General features: G+C 54.2%; 18 protein-coding genes and 1 pseudogene. 11 read left to right on the top strand and 8 right to left on the bottom strand.

What is annotated here, in order from left to right; all coding sequences use genetic code 11:
- Positions 1-3 precede the first annotated feature (3 nt).
- From pspB to DSD31_RS14650, 7 genes are all read left to right on the top strand, one after another.
- On the top strand, positions 4-228 hold the full coding sequence (gene pspB, locus DSD31_RS14680) for an envelope stress response membrane protein PspB (RefSeq protein ID WP_004861160.1): 225 nt from the start codon (positions 4-6) through the stop codon (positions 226-228).
- Positions 228-587: an envelope stress response membrane protein PspC gene (pspC, locus tag DSD31_RS14675; protein ID WP_004861164.1), complete on the top strand. Its 360-nt coding sequence runs from the start codon at positions 228-230 to the stop codon at positions 585-587. The genes pspB and pspC overlap by 1 nt, the downstream gene beginning before the upstream one ends.
- A gap of 19 nt (positions 588-606) precedes the next feature.
- Positions 607-825, top strand: coding sequence for a phage shock protein PspD (pspD, locus tag DSD31_RS14670; protein ID WP_004861166.1), 219 nt, complete (start codon positions 607-609; stop codon positions 823-825).
- Between the two features lie 204 nt (positions 826-1,029).
- Positions 1,030-2,427, top strand: a complete 1,398-nt coding sequence (locus tag DSD31_RS14665; protein ID WP_004861170.1) for a YcjX family GTP-binding protein — start codon at positions 1,030-1,032, stop codon at positions 2,425-2,427.
- Positions 2,424-3,485, top strand: coding sequence for a YcjF family protein (locus tag DSD31_RS14660; RefSeq protein WP_004861173.1), 1,062 nt, complete (start codon positions 2,424-2,426; stop codon positions 3,483-3,485). Before DSD31_RS14665 ends, DSD31_RS14660 begins: the two co-directional genes overlap by 4 nt.
- 197 nt (positions 3,486-3,682) lie before the next feature.
- On the top strand, positions 3,683-5,224 hold the full coding sequence (tyrR, locus tag DSD31_RS14655) for a transcriptional regulator TyrR (RefSeq protein ID WP_004861176.1): 1,542 nt from the start codon (positions 3,683-3,685) through the stop codon (positions 5,222-5,224).
- Between the two features lie 113 nt (positions 5,225-5,337).
- Complete coding sequence (locus DSD31_RS14650; protein ID WP_004861179.1) at positions 5,338-6,393, top strand: AbrB family transcriptional regulator; 1,056 nt, start codon at positions 5,338-5,340, stop codon at positions 6,391-6,393.
- 77 nt (positions 6,394-6,470) lie between these two features.
- On the opposite strand, the gene tpx is transcribed toward DSD31_RS14650, so the two are convergent.
- On the bottom strand, positions 6,471-6,977 hold the full coding sequence (tpx, locus tag DSD31_RS14645; RefSeq protein WP_004861181.1) for a thiol peroxidase: 507 nt from the start codon (positions 6,975-6,977) through the stop codon (positions 6,471-6,473).
- A gap of 103 nt (positions 6,978-7,080) precedes the next feature.
- Here tpx and ycjG point away from each other — a divergent pair, with 103 nt between their 5' ends.
- Positions 7,081-8,046 carry an L-Ala-D/L-Glu epimerase gene (gene ycjG, locus DSD31_RS14640; RefSeq protein ID WP_004861183.1) on the top strand — a complete coding sequence of 322 codons (966 nt, stop codon included), beginning with the start codon at positions 7,081-7,083 and terminating at the stop codon, positions 8,044-8,046.
- Here the strand turns inward: ycjG and mpaA are convergent.
- Complete coding sequence (gene mpaA / locus DSD31_RS14635; protein WP_015584551.1) at positions 8,037-8,750, bottom strand: murein tripeptide amidase MpaA; 714 nt, start codon at positions 8,748-8,750, stop codon at positions 8,037-8,039. The two genes, ycjG and mpaA, sit on opposite strands and share 10 nt — an antisense overlap.
- Before the next feature lie 188 nt (positions 8,751-8,938).
- On the opposite strand from mpaA, the gene DSD31_RS14630 reads away from it, so the two are divergent.
- Positions 8,939-10,558 (top strand): peptide ABC transporter substrate-binding protein, encoded by a 1,620-nt coding sequence (locus DSD31_RS14630; protein WP_004861189.1) that lies wholly within the window; start codon positions 8,939-8,941, stop codon positions 10,556-10,558.
- Between the two features lie 564 nt (positions 10,559-11,122).
- Here DSD31_RS14630 and DSD31_RS14625 read toward each other — a convergent pair.
- The 4 genes from DSD31_RS14625 to DSD31_RS14615 all read right to left on the bottom strand — a co-directional run bounded on the left by DSD31_RS14625 (position 11,123) and on the right by DSD31_RS14615 (position 14,456).
- On the bottom strand, positions 11,123-11,737 hold the full coding sequence (locus tag DSD31_RS14625; RefSeq protein WP_048757143.1) for a helix-turn-helix transcriptional regulator: 615 nt from the start codon (positions 11,735-11,737) through the stop codon (positions 11,123-11,125).
- 859 nt (positions 11,738-12,596) lie between these two features.
- Positions 12,597-13,001 carry a DUF1398 domain-containing protein gene (locus DSD31_RS14620; protein ID WP_113991138.1) on the bottom strand — a complete coding sequence of 135 codons (405 nt, stop codon included), beginning with the start codon at positions 12,999-13,001 and terminating at the stop codon, positions 12,597-12,599.
- Between the two features lie 624 nt (positions 13,002-13,625).
- Entirely contained in the window at positions 13,626-13,745 is a 120-nt protein-coding gene (locus DSD31_RS26205) for a small membrane protein (protein ID WP_137056547.1), read from the bottom strand.
- Between the two features lie 516 nt (positions 13,746-14,261).
- Positions 14,262-14,456 carry a hypothetical protein gene (locus DSD31_RS14615; protein ID WP_015584548.1) on the bottom strand — a complete coding sequence of 65 codons (195 nt, stop codon included), beginning with the start codon at positions 14,454-14,456 and terminating at the stop codon, positions 14,262-14,264.
- 417 nt (positions 14,457-14,873) lie between these two features.
- Here DSD31_RS14615 and DSD31_RS14610 point away from each other — a divergent pair, with 417 nt between their 5' ends.
- Positions 14,874-15,293 carry a translesion error-prone DNA polymerase V autoproteolytic subunit gene (locus DSD31_RS14610; protein WP_015584546.1) on the top strand — a complete coding sequence of 140 codons (420 nt, stop codon included), beginning with the start codon at positions 14,874-14,876 and terminating at the stop codon, positions 15,291-15,293.
- Positions 15,294-15,295: 2 nt separating this feature from the next.
- Complete coding sequence (locus DSD31_RS14605; protein ID WP_113991137.1) at positions 15,296-16,561, top strand: Y-family DNA polymerase; 1,266 nt, start codon at positions 15,296-15,298, stop codon at positions 16,559-16,561.
- Between the two features lie 113 nt (positions 16,562-16,674).
- Here the strand turns inward: DSD31_RS14605 and DSD31_RS14600 are convergent, their stop codons facing one another.
- Together DSD31_RS14600 and DSD31_RS14595 are read right to left on the bottom strand one after the other, a co-directional pair.
- The gene (locus DSD31_RS14600) at positions 16,675-16,986 is read right to left on the bottom strand and encodes a hypothetical protein (protein ID WP_015584544.1); all 312 of its coding nucleotides are present in this window, start codon (positions 16,984-16,986) and stop codon (positions 16,675-16,677) included.
- A gap of 194 nt (positions 16,987-17,180) precedes the next feature.
- Positions 17,181-17,399: pseudogene (locus tag DSD31_RS14595) on the bottom strand (LysR family transcriptional regulator); the annotation flags it as partial.
- Positions 17,400-17,429: the final 30 nt, after the last annotated feature.

Here is a 17,429-nt window from a genome sequence, read left to right as displayed (position 1 = left end):
CACATGAGTACGCTTTTTATTGCCATACCCCTGACGCTGTTTGTGCTGTTCGTTTTACCGGTCTGGCTTTGGCTGCACTACAACAACCGCACCGCGAGCGGCAGCTTATCGCAGAATGAACAGCAGCGTTTGCTGCAGCTGACCGACGATGCAAAGCGCATGCGCGAACGTATTCAGACGCTGGAAGACATTCTTGATGCCGAACATCCGAACTGGAGAGACAAATAATGGGCGGACTGGATCTGAATAAAAAACTGTGGCGCGTGCCGCAGCACGGCATGGTAAAAGGCGTCTGCGCCGGTATCGCGCAGTATCTGGATGTGCCGGTCAAGCTGGTACGACTGATTACCGTACTGGCGATGATCTTTGGCCTGTTTTTCTTTGTGGTGGTGGCGTACATCATCCTGACATTCGCTCTTGACCCGATGCCGGAAAGTGAATTGTACGGCGAGAAAATGCCGACCAGCGGTGAGCTGCTGGCCGCGGCGGATCAAGAACTGGCGGCCAGCGAACGCCGCCTGCGCGAAATGGAACGCTATGTCACGTCGGATACCTTTACGTTACGCAGCCGTTTTCGCCAGCTCTAACTGAAATCTGAGGTCACGCATGAATATAAAATGGCAGCAGGCGGGGCAAAAAGTGAAACCCGGCCTGAAAATCGCGGGTAAGCTGGTTCTGCTGACCGCGTTACGTTATGGCCCGGCGGGCGTTGCCGGCTGGGCGGTGAAATCGGTGGCGCGTCGGCCATTAAAAATGCTGCTGGCGGTGGCGCTGGAACCGTTGCTCAGCCGTCTGGCCAATCGTTTTGCCCGCGGGATGAAATGATCGAACGAGGCGATGCGTCAGGCGCATCGTACCGACGTCGACGGGGTGGACGGGGTGAACTCGCGCAGGCGCGCCTGCGCGCAGCCACTGAGGTGAATGCCATCAGCGCTCAGCCTCCGGCATCACGGGCGGGAATCTTGCTACTTATCCTCACCTAATAGCTTATAATCAAAGCACTTTCCTTCAGAGCATAACAGGATGGCAATGAAGCGATTCAAAACTGAATTTAATGCGCTGGTGAACCGCGGCGTTGACCGCCATTTGCGTCTGGCGGTTACGGGGCTGAGCCGCAGCGGTAAAACCGCCTTTATCACCGCGCTGGTTAATCAACTGCTGAATATTCACTCCGGGGCGCGCCTGCCGCTGCTTAGCGCGGTGAGAGAAGAGCGCCTGCTTGGCGTCAAACGGGTTCCGCAACGTGATTTCGGCATTCCGCGTTTTACCTATGATGAAGGGCTGGCGCAGCTGTACGGTTCGCCGCCGGTCTGGCCGACGCCGACCCGCGGAGTGAGCGAAATTCGTCTGGCGCTGCGTTACCGCTCCAGCGAATCGCTGTTCCGCCATTTTAAAGAGACCTCCACGCTGTACCTGGAGATTGTCGATTATCCGGGCGAGTGGCTGCTTGATTTACCGATGCTGGCGCAGGACTACCTCAGCTGGTCGCGGCAGATGACCGGCCTGCTGCAAGGGCAGCGTGAGGCGTGGTCAGCCCGCTGGCGTCAGCTCTGTGACGGGCTGGATCCGCTGGCACCGGCGGATGAAAACCGTCTGGCGGAGATTGCCGCCGCGTGGACGGAGTATCTGCATGCCTGTAAACGAGAAGGTCTGCACTTTATTCAGCCGGGACGCTTTGTACTGCCGGGAGATATGGCCGGGGCGCCGGCCCTGCAGTTTTTCCCCTGGCCGGATGTGGACGCAATTGGTGAAGCGAAGCTGGCCCAGGCGGATAAACACAGCAACGCCGGAATGCTGCGCGAACGCTTTAAATATTACTGCGAAAAAGTGGTTAAGGGCTTTTACAAAGACCACTTCCTGCGTTTTGACCGCCAGATCGTGCTGGTGGACTGCCTGCAGCCGCTGAACAGCGGCCCGCAGGCCTTCAACGATATGCGCCTGGCGCTGACTCAGCTGATGCAGAGCTTCCATTACGGTCAGCGAACCCTGTTCCGCCGTCTGTTTTCCCCGGTGATCGACAAGCTGCTGTTTGCCGCGACCAAAGCCGATCATGTCACCGTCGATCAACACGGCAATATGGTTTCTCTGCTGCAGCAGCTGATTCAGGACGCCTGGCAGAATGCCGCGTTCGAAGGCATCAGTATGGATTGTCTGGGACTGGCATCGATTCAGGCGACGCAGAGCGGGTTGATTGAGGTTAACGGCGAGAAGATCCCCGCGCTGCGCGGCAACCGCCTGAGCGACGGTCAGCCGCTGACCGTCTACCCCGGAGAGGTTCCGGCCCGGTTGCCGGGTCAGGCGTTCTGGCAGCAGCAGGGGTTTCAGTTTGAGAATTTCCGTCCGCAGGTGATGGACGTCGATAAGCCGCTGCCGCATATCCGCCTGGATGCCGCGCTTGAATTTTTGATCGGAGATAAATTGCGATGAGCGAACCCTTAAAACCGCGTATCGACTTCGACGGTCCGCTGGAAGCGGAGAAAATGGAGGCGCTGAAATCGGCACGTGCCTTTGACGGCGCGGAAGCGGCGAAATTTGCCCCGGCGCGAGTGGATGCGCTGGAGGAAGACGAAGGGGCGGCAGAAGCGGTGGTCGAATCGGTTCTGCGGCCAAAACGTAGTTTATGGCGCCGCATGGTCAGCGCCGGTCTGGCTATTTTTGGCGTCAGCGTTGTGGCGCAGGGCGTACAGTGGACCCTGACCGCCTGGCAAACCCAGGACTGGATTGCGCTCGGCGGCTGTGCGGCGGGAGCGCTGATTGTCGGCGCCGGTGTTGGGTCGGTCGCGACCGAATGGCGGCGACTGTGGCGTCTGCGCCAGCGGGCCCATGAGCGCGACGAGGCGCGGGATTTGATGCACAGTCACGCGGTCGGAAAAGGGCGCGCGTTTTGCGAGAAACTGGCGCAGCAGGCCGGGCTTGATCAGGCGCATCCTGCGCTGCAGCGTTGGTATGCGGCGATTCATGAAACGCAAAACGATCGGGAAGTGGTCAGCCTGTATGCGCAGCTGGTGCAGCCGGTGCTGGATGCCCAGGCGCGGCGGGAAATCAGCCGTTCGGCGGCGGAGTCCACGCTGATGATCGCCGTCAGCCCGCTGGCGCTGGTGGATATGGCCTTTATCGCCTGGCGTAATTTACGCCTGATCAACCGCATCGCCACGCTGTATGGCATTGAGCTGGGTTATTACAGCCGCCTGCGTCTGTTCCGCCTGGTGCTGCTGAATATCGCCTTTGCCGGCGCCAGCGAACTGGTGCGGGAAGTGGGCATGGACTGGATGTCGCAGGACCTGGCAGCCAGACTTTCAGCGCGTGCGGCGCAGGGGATTGGCGCCGGACTGCTTACGGCACGTCTGGGGATTAAGGCCATGGAGCTGTGTCGCCCGCTACCGTGGATCGCTGACGACAAACCGCGGCTGGGCGATTTCCGTCGTGAACTGATTGGTCAGCTGAAAGAGACGCTGCAAAAAAGTAAAAGCGGTCCGCAGCCCTGATCGCCTTCTGATAACCGCCGGGCGACCGGCGGTTTTAGGACATCTCCCCCGGCGCCCGGGGCTTTGAACGGATATCTTTACGCCATAACGGCCGTTTTTCCGCCATGCTGTCAATAATTGTTGACAGCTATCTTCACGCCAGCAAATAACTGTCCTATTATTCATCCGTCATTGGCCTTTTTAGGGTGAATACTCCCATGCGTCTTGAAGTCTTTTGTGAAGATCGTCTTGGTCTGACTCGTGAATTGCTTGATTTGCTGGTGCTCCGCGGTATCGATCTGCGCGGCATCGACATTGATCCCATTGGCCGAATTTATCTTAATTTTGCCGAGCTGGAGTTTGCCAGCTTCAGCAGCCTGATGGCGGAAATCCGCCGGATTGCCGGCGTCACCGATGTGCGTACCGTGCCGTGGATGCCGTCGGAGCGTGAACACCTGGCGCTCAGCGCGCTGCTGGTGGCGATGCCGGAGCCGGTGCTGTCGCTGGACACCAAAGGCAAGGTTGAACTGGCGAACCCCGCCAGCTGCCAGCTGTTTGCGCAGAGCCCGGAGCGGCTGCGCAATCATCCGGTCGCTCAGTTAATTACCGATTTTAACGTCCAGCGCTGGCTGGAGAGCAGCCCGCAGGAGTCGCATAGCGAGCATGTGGTGGTTAACGGCCAGAACTTCGTGCTGGAAATCACCCCGGTCTACCTTGAAGGCGAACACGGCGAACGGGTCCTGACCGGTGCGGTGGCGATGCTGCGTTCCACCGTTCGTATGGGGCGTCAGCTGCAAACCATGACGACGCAGGACACCAGTGCCTTCAGTCAAATCCTCGCCGTCGGCCCGAAAATGCGCCATGTCGTCGAACAGGCTCGTAAGCTGGCGATGCTCAGCGCGCCGCTGCTGATCGTCGGCGATACCGGAACCGGCAAAGATTTACTCGCCCACGCCTGCCATCTGGCCAGCCCGCGGGCAAACAAACCCTATCTGGCGCTGAACTGTGGCTCCATCCCGGAAGATGCGGTGGAAAGCGAGCTGTTTGGCGACGCTATTCAAGGCAAAAAAGGCTTCTTTGAGCAGGCGAACGGCGGTTCGGTCCTGCTGGATGAAATCGGCGAAATGTCGCCGCGTATGCAGACCAAGCTACTGCGTTTTCTTAATGACGGCACCTTCCGGCGCGTCGGGGAAGATCACGAAGTTCACGTCGACGTGCGGGTCATCTGCGCGACGCAGAAAAATCTGGTGGAGCTGGTGCAGAAGGGATTATTCCGCGAGGATCTCTACTACCGCCTCAACGTGCTCACCCTCTACCTGCCGCCGCTGCGCGACTGTCCGCAGGATATCATTCCGCTGACGGAGCTGTTTGTTTCCCGGTTTGCCGACGAACAGGGGATCCCGCGACCGAAGCTTTCCGCCGACCTCAGCACGGTGTTGACCCGCTATAGCTGGCCTGGCAACGTTCGCCAGCTGAAGAACGCAGTTTACCGCGCGCTGACCCAGCTCGAAGGCTATGAGATGCGTCCGCAGGATATTCTGTTGCCGGATCACGATGTGGCCTCGCTACCGGTTGGCGAAGAGGCGATGGAAGGGTCGCTGGATGATATTACCCGTCGCTTTGAACGCTCGGTGCTGACCCAGCTTTATCGCAGCTTCCCGAGCACCCGTAAGCTGGCGAAGCGCCTCGGCGTATCGCATACCGCGATCGCCAACAAGCTGCGTGAATACGGTCTGAGCCAGAAGAAAGGCGAAGAGTAGGCGCTGTCACCGGCGGCTCAGGCGGCCGGTGACAATCTGACGCCATAGAGGCTTCAACCTTTCGCCCGCTTCTGTATATACTCAGTTTTCTTCATCTTTTTCCAGGAATACGGATGTCAACTTCGCCGGGTCATCTGCTTCAGTGGATGAAACTGCTGGGACTCTCTGCCGGACTCTCCGGGGTTCTGTTCGGGCTGCACCTGCCTGCGGCATTGCTGCTGGGGCCGATGATCGCCGGGATAACGTTGAGTCTGCGCGGGGCGAGCATTCGCGTTCCGCGGCCGTTTTTTATTGCCGCTCAGGCCATTATCGGCTGCATGATTGCCCGCACCTTAACCCCCTCTGTTTTTAGCGTCCTCATCGGGCACTGGCCGCTGGTGCTGCTTATCCTCTTCTCCACGCTTGCCGTCAGCGCGCTGACGGGGTGGCTGCTGGTGCGCTATAGCGCGCTCCCCGGCGCGACCGGTGCGTGGGGCAGTTCGCCTGGCGGAGCGTCGGCTATGGTGGTGATGGCGCAGGAGTATGGCGCCGATGTGCGGCTGGTGGCCCTGATGCAGTATCTGCGGGTGCTGTTTGTCGCGGGCGCGGCGGCGCTGGTGGTGCGTTTTGCCCTGGGCGGCGATGCGCAGGCGATGACCCAGCAGATCGTCTGGTTTCCACCATTGACGTGGCAGCTGCCGTGGACGCTGCTGCTGACGATGGTCGCGGGATGGCTGGGGCTGAGAATGCGTTTCCCGTCCGGTGCGATGCTATTCCCGATGCTGGCGGGCGCGGTGGTGCAGGGAGAGGGCTGGTGGATGCTTGAGCTGCCTGAATGGCTGCTGGCGCTGGCATATGCCGCCATTGGCTGGAGCGTTGGACTAAAGTTTAATAAAGAGATCTTCCTGCTGGCCCTGAAAACGCTGCCGCAGATTATCGCCTCCATTATCGGCCTGATTGTGGTTTGTGCGCTGCTGGCGCTGGGGGTGACCCAGGTGCTGCCGCTCGATTTTATGACCGCTTATCTGGCGACAAGCCCCGGCGGGCTGGATACGGTGGCGATTATTGCCGCAGGTACGCGGGCGGATATGTCGTTTATTATGGCGATGCAGACGCTGCGTCTGTTTACCATTTTGCTGACCGGCCCGATGATTGCGCGTTTGATTTCGCGCTATGCGCCGCAGAAATAAACAAGCCTCCGCAGAACGGAGGCTTAACGTAGCCGGAAGGCCGGCGGTGACGCCATTTTCCGGGATAGCTTGTGGTCTTAGCCTTTCAGCGAAGCCAGGGCCGCATCGTAGTCCGGCTCTTCGGTGATTTCGTTCACCAGCTGGCTGTAAACAACCTGGTCATTTTCATCAATAACGACCACCGCACGCGCGGCCAGACCGGCCAGCGGACCGGCTGCAATGGCGACACCGTAATCGGCCAGGAACTGCGGAGCGCGCAGCGTGGACAGGGTGACGACATTGTTCAGGCCTTCCGCGCCGCAGAAGCGAGACTGGGCGAACGGCAGGTCGGCAGAGATGCACAGCACAACGGTGTTATCCAGCTCGGAGGCCAGTTGGTTAAATTTACGAACCGATGCCGCGCAAACGCCGGTATCGATGCTCGGGAAAATATTCAGTACTTTACGTTTGCCGGCGAACTGGCTCAGCGCGACGTCAGAGAGATCTTTGGCGACCAGCGTAAACGGCTGCGCGGTAGCGCCAGCCTGCGGAATGGTGCCCTGAACAGAAACGGGGTTGCCCTGGAAATGCACGGTTTGTGACATGTTTATCTTCCTGTTTACATATAGTTAACGTCACGGGTAGTGTATGACATCCGTTATCGGCACGGCAAATCCTATTTAATGTTTCCCCTGGAGGAACCTGGGAATGCGAAACCTGCGAGTGTACGAAGAAGCCTGGCCGTTACATACGCCCTTTGTGATTGCCCGCGGCAGTCGCAGCGAGGCGAAGGTGGTGGTGGTGGAAATTGAAGAGGACGGCGTAAAAGGCGTTGGAGAGTGCACGCCGTACCCGCGCTATGGTGAGAGCCTCGCGTCGGTCATGGCGCAGATCCTCACCATTGGCGAGCAGCTGGAAAGCGGCATGACCCGCGAACAGCTCCAGCATCTGCTGCCGGCAGGGGCCGCGCGCAACGCCGTAGATTGTGCGCTGTGGGATCTGCAGGCCCGTCGCGTCGGGAAAACGATTCCTCAACTGCTGGGTATCGGACTCCCCAATCGGGTGGTGACGGCGCAGACGGTCGTGATCGGAACCCCTGAACAGATGGCGGCCAGCGCCGCCGCGCTGTGGGAGAAGGGGGCCCGGCTACTGAAGGTGAAACTGGATAATCATCTGATCAGCGAACGGCTGATTGCCATTCGCAACGTGGTGCCAGAGGCGACGCTGATAGTGGATGCCAATGAATCCTGGTCCAGCGATGGCCTGGCGGCGCGCTGTCAGCTGCTGGCGGACATCGGTGTGGCCATGCTCGAACAGCCGCTTCCAGCGGACGCCGACGACGCGCTGGAAAATTTTATTCACCCGCTGCCCATCTGTGCCGACGAGAGCTGCCACACCCGCGATAGCCTGCCGCAGCTGCGCGGGCGTTATGAGATGGTGAATATTAAGCTGGATAAAACCGGTGGCTTGACCGAAGCGCTGTTTCTGGCGCAGGAGGCCGGGGAGCTGGGGTTTGAACGTATGCTGGGCTGCATGCTCTGCACGTCGCGGGCCATTTCAGCGGCGCTCCCGCTGGTGCCGCTGGCGCGTTTCGCCGATCTGGATGGCCCGACCTGGCTGGCGGTAGATGTTGAGCCGGCGCTGCATTTCAGCACCGGGGTGCTTCATCTCTGAGCGTGCCAGCGCAGTAGATCCATCATTGCCGACAGATGCTTTTCCGTCGCTTCGTCGGCTGAGATGGGCGGAAACTCGGCGGTGATGCAGGGCAGGCCGATATCGGCACACCAGCTGCCAAAAGAGCCGGGGGTTTCGTAACCGACGCTGCCGACCAGCGGCAGGGCAAACGCGTCGGCCAGCCACTGTCCCAGCTCGCTGTGGCCGGGATCTTCAATGCAGGCCAGCGGATCGTGGAAGGAGACGACCCACGCCGGGTGGATCTGATGGATCAGCTGGCACAGTGCCTGGGTTTCCGGTTCTGAACCGGGTTTTTCGCCGGTCAGCAGTACCACATCGCGCTGTTCTGCCGCGCTATTCCAGCGATACACCGTTTCCCCTTCTTTCCAGTTTGCCGCGGGGAAGTTGCGGTTCAGATCGACGCCGCGGGCGTTGGCCCGTAGTCCCAGCTGACAGCCATCGGGATTCACCGCCAGCACGACGTGATGGCGGCGTAATTCCGGTTTCAGGGTACGCAGCGCACAGGAGAGCGTCACGATCGATGAGTTTTCATCGCCGTGGGTACCGGCAAGAATCAGGCCGCTGCGGCTGTCCGCCAGCGGGGCGGGGAACCAGAGCAGCGGCGCGCCAAGATGTGACTGACCATAGCGCTGCGTACCGGGCGGAAAGGCGCCGCGCAGGGGGCGAGGACGGGAAACGGGCATAGGGCATCCTGTTAGCAGGTTATTTTCTGCAGTGTTGTGTAAAAGCCTCCCGGAATCAAATAGTTTCCTGGGGCGGCTAAATCAGTGGACATGTCAATTTTCTATCACAAGCCGTTTGCAATTTCAGGTGATGAAACAAATAATTATCGCTCTGCCAGCTCTGGTTCTTTTATTTTAAAGGGGATCTCATGAAGTATCCTGTCACATTGACATGCGGCGCGCTGTGGTTAGCCAGCGTTTCTTCTCTTGCCTGGGCAGCGGATGTCCCCCAGGGAACCGTATTAGCCGAAAAGCAGCTGCTGGTACGGCATATTAAAGATGAACCCGCATCATTAGATCCCGCCAAAGCCGTTGGTCTGCCGGAAATTCAGGTGATTCGCGATCTTTTTGAAGGTTTAGTCAACCAGGACGCGAAAGGCAATATTATCCCAGGCGTGGCGACCCGCTGGCAGAGTAATGATAACCGCGTCTGGACGTTTACGCTGCGCGATAACGCGCGCTGGTCCGATGGCTCACCGGTGACCGCAGAGGACTTTGTCTATAGCTGGCAGCGTCTGGTTGACCCGAAAACCACCTCGCCTTTCGCCTGGTTCGCCGCGCTGGCGGGGATCAGCAACGCGCAAAATATTATCGATGGTAAAGCGGCGCCGCAGACGCTGGGCGTCACCGCCGTTGATGCGCGTACCCTGCGCGTGCAGCTGGATAAACCGCTGCCGTGGTTCAGTAATCTGACGGCCAGCTTCGCCTTTTATCCGGTACAGAAAGCGAACGTAGAGAGCGGTGCTAACTGGACGCGTCCGGGCAATCTTATCGGCAACGGCGCTTACGTTTTAAAAGATCGCGTCGTTAACGAGAAACTGGTGGTCGTGCCGAACAGCCACTATTGGGATAATGCGAAAACGGTTATTCAGCAGGTGACGTTTGTTCCGATCAATCAGGAGTCCTCGGCAACGAAACGCTATCTGGCCGGCGATATTGATATCACCGAGTCTTTCCCGAAGAATCTGTATCAGAAATTGCTGAAGGATATTCCGGGCCAGGTGTATACGCCGCCGCAGCTGGGAACCTATTACTACGCCTTTAATACTCAGAAAGGTCCGACCGCCGATGAGCGCGTGCGTCTGGCGCTGAGCATGACTATCGACCGTCGTCTGATGGCGGAGAAGGTACTGGGAACCGGCGAAAAACCGGCCTGGCATTTTACGCCGGACGTGACCGCCGGGTTTGTACCGCAGCCGTCGCAGATGGAAAGCATGAGTCAGGCCGAGCTGAACGCTCAGGCCAAAGCGCTATTGCAGGCGGCAGGCTACGGTCCCGGTCGTCCGCTGCAGCTGACGCTGCTGTATAACACTTCAGAAAACCACCAGAAAATCGCGATTGCGGTTGCTTCGATGTGGAAGAAAAATCTCGGCGTGGATGTGAAGCTGCAGAATCAGGAGTGGAAAACCTATATCGATAGCCGCAACACCGGTAACTTTGATGTGATTCGCGCTTCGTGGGTAGGGGATTATAACGAACCTTCCACTTTCCTGTCGCTGCTGACCTCGACCCACAGCGGGAATATTTCCCGTTTCAACGACCCGGCCTATGACAAGATTCTGAGCCAGGCGGCACAGGAAACCTCGGATAAAGCGCGTAATGATGATTACAATGCGGCGGAAAAAATCATCATGAGCAAAGCGCCTGTTGCCCCGATCTATCAGTATACCAACGGGCGTCTGATTAAGCCGTGGCTAAAAGGGTATCCGATTAATAACCCGGAAGATGTTGCCTATAGCCGTACGATGTATATCGAGAAGCACCCATAACGCTTACCTCAGCACCATTTCATCAGGGCGCGGTTATCCGCGCCCTGATTTTTTGGCAATATTATTGGCTACGATAGTCCGTTCTGACGTTATGTCAGAGGGGGATAACTTCCTTTTTGCGCAGGCCCGTCTTTATCCTTGTCGCGGCCGCAGTATAAATGCCAGCGCACGGAGGGCTCATTTAGCGTAGCGCAGGGAATATGGTGATCGCGCCCCAAAAACTACGACTTTATTTAGCCGACATTAAGGAATACGCTGCAGGTGCGGTGGCCGAAAAGGTAAACCGATCGACGATCGTGACTTAAGATTTTTCTTGCGTTTTTAATCCGTGGACTGAAAATCATGCTGCGTTCTTGAATATCCGATGGTTGCATAATAAAGTCAACGCAGTCTAATTGTTGCCCGTTACGGAATACTTTGTATGGTCGCTGTTATTTTAATCTTTATCGTCTGTTTTCTTTTGATTATCACCCTGTGGTCCGTATATTCTTATTAACATAATGTAAAAGGCCGATGCATTTCTGAGTCAACCTTTCTTAATGCAGAGGCAGGTAACGGTTTGATTTACTTCTTTTTTTGGCCAAACAGATTAGCAAATTTTTGCAGTTCCTGTTTGTTGGCAAGATTAAATTTAGTCATTACATTCCGTTTGTGTGAAAACACCGTTTTATAGTTCATGCTTAATTTATTGGCAATATCGGAAGTATTTAATCCAATGCTGGTGGCATAGAGAATCTTTAACTGTATCGCGGTGACCGAATTGCACTGGCAGTCAAGACATCTCCTGAGGCCGCATGATGCTGATTCATTCGTAGTTTTTATGCTGCTGACATCCAGTGCTTTTGCCATGGTCTTTTTGATATTGCCAGGTAAATCTTTTTCGTAGATAAATACAGATCCTTTAATGCAGTTGGGGAGTGGATTTTTTACCACAGGGCCCTTTTGGGAGTGAATGATGAAAATTCTGGCGGCGTCGCTTCTGTTATTCAGCGTGTCATGACATAAAGAAAATTCGCCCACCACCATCTCTGTAAAGATGATATCGGCAGTGCTGATGTTTTTTATATTGTAGTTGAAATCATAAGTAATGTTTTCATGCTCAATGATGAGATCTTCAATTAATTTCATTATGGCAAAGCGGAAGTAAATATTTTTTATATTAAGTAAGATTCTAGTCATTTAGTGTTCACAGTTAATCGTCAGGGAAAAATATGATAATGTTATATTTTTTATAAATTTTCTTTTATTCATGCATTGCAGCTAAGATATTTCACTACCATTATCTTTGCAAGCGCTGTGGCAAAAATGAGATACAGTCTTACTTTGCTAAGAAAAATCCTATTTAACAATGAATTAGCGCATTGTAATAGTTTGTTTTGTTTTATTTTAAACGAAAATCGCTGCCGCTAGTCGGCGCAGCGGCGTTGAAGAGAGAGATAGCGCTGTTTTAATAAATAAAAGCACAGCGTAAATTATCTGTATTTCATGATCTTTATGCGTCGATAGTATTATTTAGTCAATATGGGTAAAGACAGTGCGGAAGGTTATTACTGCGGGTAACAATGATGTCAGAGTGTGAAATAGCATCGGCGATAAATATGTCGGAGCCCACTCCGCTCGATGCAGCGGGGGAGAATTGATCGCGCCGGGCCCTGGAAAAAAGGGATGCTCTATGACGTCCAGATGGTGTCGCGAGTACCATGCTCTTTCTCATGATAAAGGAGAGAGAATCGACAGATTAATCGCATCATTTCAGGCTGACCACGCTGCGGTAAGGTCAGAGCGACCTGAGTGGATTTGGCCGCGCTGTTTTGCTATCCCGCCGCCGGAAGGCATCTCCTTTCCCTTAACCCGACAGAGCCTCTCCCGTTGGGCGGGAAGCTCAAAGACGCTCCTGGTTCTGTGGCGTATGCGGCGATGATTTCGCGGACTGAAGCGGAAAATGGCCGCTCACTGTACCCCTGCAGGCGTACTGACAGGGGCTGCAAATATATTCGGTTATCGCATTTTTGTGGGCGTGCAGGAGTTCACTCAACGTCTACAGCGCATTCTCCGGGCAGGTGATATCGTCGACATACAAAAGAATGTTATCGACCGACCAGTAGCGGCGTTTTTTATCATTCAGATCGGTGACCCATTTGAACACGCCAGAGCCAGCCAGAGCGATGCAAAACTCATCGTAGCCGGACTCCCCGGCGAAATGCTTTTTTGCCGCTAATTTTATTTTGGCAAGATTGATTTTGGTACTCACGATCAACAGATCCCGGTTGCTTTTCATAGATACAACCGCATCTGTATTTGTTACGAATTTAATATTTCCAGTAGGAAGGTAGTAGATGTAATACGCGACATTATTTTGTTGTAATGCTGATAAAAATAAAGAAAAATCCAAATCGCGCCGTATACGGTCAAAGATCTGGCTTAGCAGGTCTGGCAGTTCCATCCTTCCCGTCATCCTTAATGGTTAAATACAATAAAAAACAATAAAATTTAACGATTGTAATATTTATGTAATATAACAAATCAAATTATTTGGCAGAGTGATATTACTCGAGCGAAATTATTCAGGGTAGGGGCTTAATTGTTACTTTTTATTGCGGGATAGCGATGAGAATCAACGGATTTCGATGGCTGGCGAGAGGAACCATTGTCCTGATGGCACCGAGTATGAGATGACCTGACGTTCGCAGACGATTTGTGGGAGAAGGATGCGGAGGGATGACACCGGCGGATGAACTCGGGTGGCCAGCAGCAGACCACCGAGAGGGCAAACAGCATTTTAATTTCGCGGCACGACCTGTCAGTATCAATCGTCCTTCGATGTTGATAAGGCCGTCGAATCACCATCTTGAGTAACCCACGAGAAATTAAAATCTTATTAATGCAATATTATTAATTGGATTTGCTTATGCGTAATATGGCTAAAACTCATGACCTGTGCGTTTAAAGCGACGTCAACCTTTTGACGCGATCTCGCGTTAAACGGGCCATGTCAGACTATCGAACATTAAGATAAATTCATTTTAGAAAGTTCACCGATGCGTGCCTCTCCAGTGGTGGTTTGTTATTAACGCCTTTTTTTGAACGTAAACTGCTGCTTTTTTCTGTCCTTGATATAAGAAACGAGAGAAAAAACAGCAACCAGAAGCAGTACTATAGCTAATACTAAAAAGAATAAGTTTGCCATGTGGTTTAGTCCCCGAGAAGTTCATGGATATTCTTGCTTTTATGAAAGCGAATCTACTCCAGGATTAAGAAAAATCCTAACTAAATATTTTAATGGAATGTGAAAAAAGTTTTTTTAATTCTGTTTATGCCGTTAGTGCGAGATTTTGTGCCAATCATGCCGCGATGGCGTAGCATTATATGGTTATTGATAATGGATTTTTCGCTCAAAAACATCGGATACGCTGCGGTTGGCCTGTGAGGCAGATAAGCAGGAAAAAGAGGCCGGTAGCAGGCGATATCTGATTAATAACTCACTGGAAATAGCAAGCGGGCGGCGTGGCGGGAGCTTTAGTGAAACATGAGGCAGCAGGTCTCGCGAGAGACCTGCTGAAGAGGCCTGTTTAGCACAATACGCGCGCGGATCGCGCGTGACAGCCCTCCGTGAGCGGGTAACGACGGGCTGTTCATCCATAAACGCTCACCGGACTGCTGTGCCCGAATGAGAAATAAAAACCTGTGCGGATTCCGACCGGCGTCAATCCACGTTATTGAAGTAGTCCCGCGCAACGGCTTCGACGCGCTTTGAATCAATACCCGTTTTTTCGGTAATCAACTCAATGAACTGCTTGAACTTATCGCTCATGACATTACCGCCGTCCCAATGGGCGACGTAGAATCGGCACTGATAGCGATAAAAGTGGAGGGTGGTATCTCCTAACGTGTAATACATAAGAATCTCCAGTTCAGTATGTCGGATACATCGCCGGTATGGTGGGGATAGCGATGGCCCATAACGGTCGGTTGCACAGAGACTATCCTCCTCCCAATCGGCGCAAATTTCCAGAGATGCGACTTACTCTTTGCCAATTTTCTGGTCACTTCTTCTGCCAGCGCTCGTGTTTGTGGTGGGCATCTGGCGAGTGATATCTCTTATCGTGCCGGTCGGTGACCGTAGCTTTTGCTTTATCGTCCGCCTTTTCTCGCTGCCTTGCCCTGCAGACCAGAGCCTTGCCTTATAAGCACAAAGAGTCGTCATGAAATCAGAGGGATACGCCGCCAGTACTCCGTTAGCACGCAGGCAGCCCTTGATTTCTTTCATCGATCGATAATACTGTATGTGTATACAGTATTTTTGATGGTGATTATCATGCGGTTTTTCACACCTGCCGACCTACGCCAGATCGTGGCGTTGCCTTTGTTCAGCGATCTTGTGCCATGCGGCTTTCCGAGTCCGGCACAGGATTATGTCGAGCGGCGTATTGACCTGAATGAACTGATGATTCAGCACCCGAGCGCGACCTATTTTGTGAAATCCACCGGCGATTCAATGATCGACGCCGGAATTGGCGAAGGGGATTTGCTGGTGGTGGATAGCTCCCGTAAGGCTGAGCATGGCCATATCGTTATTGCCGCGGTCGATGGCGAATTTACCGTTAAGCGCCTGCAACTGCATCCCGTTGCGATGCTTAAGCCTGAAAACAGCGCCTATTCACCGATTGTGATTGGCCGCGAAGATCGTCTGGATATTTTCGGGGTGGTGACCTACATCGTGAAGTCTGTGAGCTGATCATGTTTGCGCTGTGCGATGTGAATTCGTTTTATGCCTCGTGTGAAACCGTTTTTCGCCCGGACCTGAAGGGGCGGCCCGTGGTGGTGTTATCCAATAACGACGGATGCGTTATTGCGCGTTCTGCCGAAGCGCAATCGCTGGTGAAAACCGGTGAACCGTACTTCAAACTGAAGGATCTCTTCAGGCGTCACCGGGTGGTTTGCTTCAGTAGCAACTATGAACTCTATGCGGATATGTCCAATCGGGTGATGACCACGATCGAGGAGATGTCTCCCCGCTGCGAAATATACTCTATTGATGAGATTTTTTGTGACCTTACCGGCGTGCGCAACTGTCGCGATCTGACGGAGTTTGGGCGCGAAATCAGAGCCACGGTTTTGCAACGTACGCATCTGACGGTTGGGGTGGGGATCGCTCAGACCAAAACCCTGGCCAAACTGGCGAACTATGCGGCCAAAAAATGGCAACGGCAGACCGGAGGGGTGGTCGATCTGTCAAATATTGCGCGTCAGCGGAGGCTCATGGCGGCATTAAATGTCGGTGACGTCTGGGGCGTAGGTCGGCGGATTGAGAAAAAACTGGAAGGGCTGGGCATCAGGACCGTCCTGCAGCTGGCAGACACCGATATTCGGTTTATCAGAAAGCATTTCAACGTTGTGCTGGAGAGAACCGTGCGTGAACTCCGCGGCGAGCCATGTCTTGAACTGGAAGAATTTGCTCCGATCAAACAGGAGATTATCTGCTCCCGGTCCTTCAGCCACTACATCGTGGAATATGAGGAGATGCGGCAGGCTATTTGCAGCTATGCCACACGGGCTGCGGAGAAACTGCGTAGCGAGCATCAATATTGCCGCTTTATCTCCGCGTTTGTTAAAACCTCGCCATTTGCGCACAACGAGCCGTATTACAGCAACAGCGCATCGGTAAAGCTGCTGACCCCCACCCAGGACAGCCGGGATATTATCGGCGCGGCGATGCGCTGCCTGGATGCCATCTGGAAAGATGGTCAGCGGTATCAGAAAGGGGGGGTTATGCTGGGTGACTTTTATAGTCAGGGGGTGGCGCAGCTTAACCTGTTCGATGAAAATGCGCCGCGACACAACAGCCAGAAGCTGATGGAGGTGTTGGATCGTCTGAATGCGAAAGAGGGGCGCGAAACGCTTTATTTCGCCGGACAGGGTATCCAGCCGCAGTGGCGGATGAAACGGGAAATGCTTTCGCCGAGATATACCACGCGCTATGCCGACCTGCTCACGGTTAAGTGATACTCCTCCGGTCATTACCTGTCAGCTTGTGCCAGAAGCGAACGCTGAGAAGGAGAATTTTTGCAAGGTTACGACCATTCCGGGTGACCGATAAGGGGGCCCCGGAAATGGCGTTAAAGCGGTGAAATAGCTTCTACAACATGCTGAAAGACGTAGGGGTCGGAAAGGAGCTCAAATTCTTCGTCATCTGGATAAGTAACTGCGACCTGATAGTTTTCTCCAGCAAATGCTTTCACCGACGGTAAATCCTGCCAGTAAGTCGCCAGAAAGAAGTGCTCCCGATCGCCCTGAGTCTCCCTGCGCACAAAGGCGCCTCTGTTCCCCTCGATACTCCTTGCGTGTTCCACGCCTGTCCGCTGAAGATGATTCGCAAAACCTTCTGCGTGTTTAAGCGGGACACAACCGTGCCAGGTCCTTACAATCATTTGCTTCCCTCATTTAACGACAGAATATCACCCTACCATCTAAAGAGATCGTGATGGGCAATTTGCGGCGCAATCCGCACAATATTTATCCTGATTAAGTCGTGAGTCTCTCCTGCAGGTCCGCTCCTTGCGCCAGTAAAACGGCATGTTTCCTGGCGCTGTCTGCTGTGGGCCAGGGGAGGAGGTGATTAACCTCACAACATCCCTGGCAGCGAATCTCTGAGATAACCCTCTAGCAGCGACGCACAAATTCGCGTTTCATTTGACATCATGCCTGCCGGTGGATGAAGTAACCAGGCACTAAAAGGCGGTAGCGGGTAGTGGCTTAAAAGGGGGATTAATCTCCCCTGTTCAATGGCGTTCTTGCAGACTGGATATTGCAAAACACCGATCCCATGCCCGGCTAATAAATAACGGTACGTCAGATACCTAAAAGCTCATGT

It is taken from the genome of Klebsiella sp. X13 (assembly GCF_003323835.1).
GTDB lineage: Bacteria > Pseudomonadota > Gammaproteobacteria > Enterobacterales > Enterobacteriaceae > Klebsiella > Klebsiella ornithinolytica.
The sequence above is the reverse complement of the archived record's forward strand: the minus strand, read 5'-3'. Positions and strand labels throughout refer to the sequence as shown.

Coding starts and splice junctions, on each gene's coding strand:
- pspB (WP_004861160.1), top strand. CDS start 4: ATGAGTACGCTTTTTATTGCCATACCCCTGACGCTGTTTGTGCTGTTC.
- pspC (WP_004861164.1), top strand. CDS start 228: ATGGGCGGACTGGATCTGAATAAAAAACTGTGGCGCGTGCCGCAGCAC.
- pspD (WP_004861166.1), top strand. CDS start 607: ATGAATATAAAATGGCAGCAGGCGGGGCAAAAAGTGAAACCCGGCCTG.
- DSD31_RS14665 (WP_004861170.1), top strand. CDS start 1,030: ATGAAGCGATTCAAAACTGAATTTAATGCGCTGGTGAACCGCGGCGTT.
- DSD31_RS14660 (WP_004861173.1), top strand. CDS start 2,424: ATGAGCGAACCCTTAAAACCGCGTATCGACTTCGACGGTCCGCTGGAA.
- tyrR (WP_004861176.1), top strand. CDS start 3,683: ATGCGTCTTGAAGTCTTTTGTGAAGATCGTCTTGGTCTGACTCGTGAA.
- DSD31_RS14650 (WP_004861179.1), top strand. CDS start 5,338: ATGTCAACTTCGCCGGGTCATCTGCTTCAGTGGATGAAACTGCTGGGA.
- tpx (WP_004861181.1), bottom strand. CDS start 6,977: ATGTCACAAACCGTGCATTTCCAGGGCAACCCCGTTTCTGTTCAGGGC.
- ycjG (WP_004861183.1), top strand. CDS start 7,081: ATGCGAAACCTGCGAGTGTACGAAGAAGCCTGGCCGTTACATACGCCC.
- mpaA (WP_015584551.1), bottom strand. CDS start 8,750: ATGCCCGTTTCCCGTCCTCGCCCCCTGCGCGGCGCCTTTCCGCCCGGT.
- DSD31_RS14630 (WP_004861189.1), top strand. CDS start 8,939: ATGAAGTATCCTGTCACATTGACATGCGGCGCGCTGTGGTTAGCCAGC.
- DSD31_RS14625 (WP_048757143.1), bottom strand. CDS start 11,737: ATGACTAGAATCTTACTTAATATAAAAAATATTTACTTCCGCTTTGCC.
- DSD31_RS14620 (WP_113991138.1), bottom strand. CDS start 13,001: ATGGAACTGCCAGACCTGCTAAGCCAGATCTTTGACCGTATACGGCGC.
- DSD31_RS26205 (WP_137056547.1), bottom strand. CDS start 13,745: ATGGCAAACTTATTCTTTTTAGTATTAGCTATAGTACTGCTTCTGGTT.
- DSD31_RS14615 (WP_015584548.1), bottom strand. CDS start 14,456: ATGTATTACACGTTAGGAGATACCACCCTCCACTTTTATCGCTATCAG.
- DSD31_RS14610 (WP_015584546.1), top strand. CDS start 14,874: ATGCGGTTTTTCACACCTGCCGACCTACGCCAGATCGTGGCGTTGCCT.
- DSD31_RS14605 (WP_113991137.1), top strand. CDS start 15,296: ATGTTTGCGCTGTGCGATGTGAATTCGTTTTATGCCTCGTGTGAAACC.
- DSD31_RS14600 (WP_015584544.1), bottom strand. CDS start 16,986: ATGATTGTAAGGACCTGGCACGGTTGTGTCCCGCTTAAACACGCAGAA.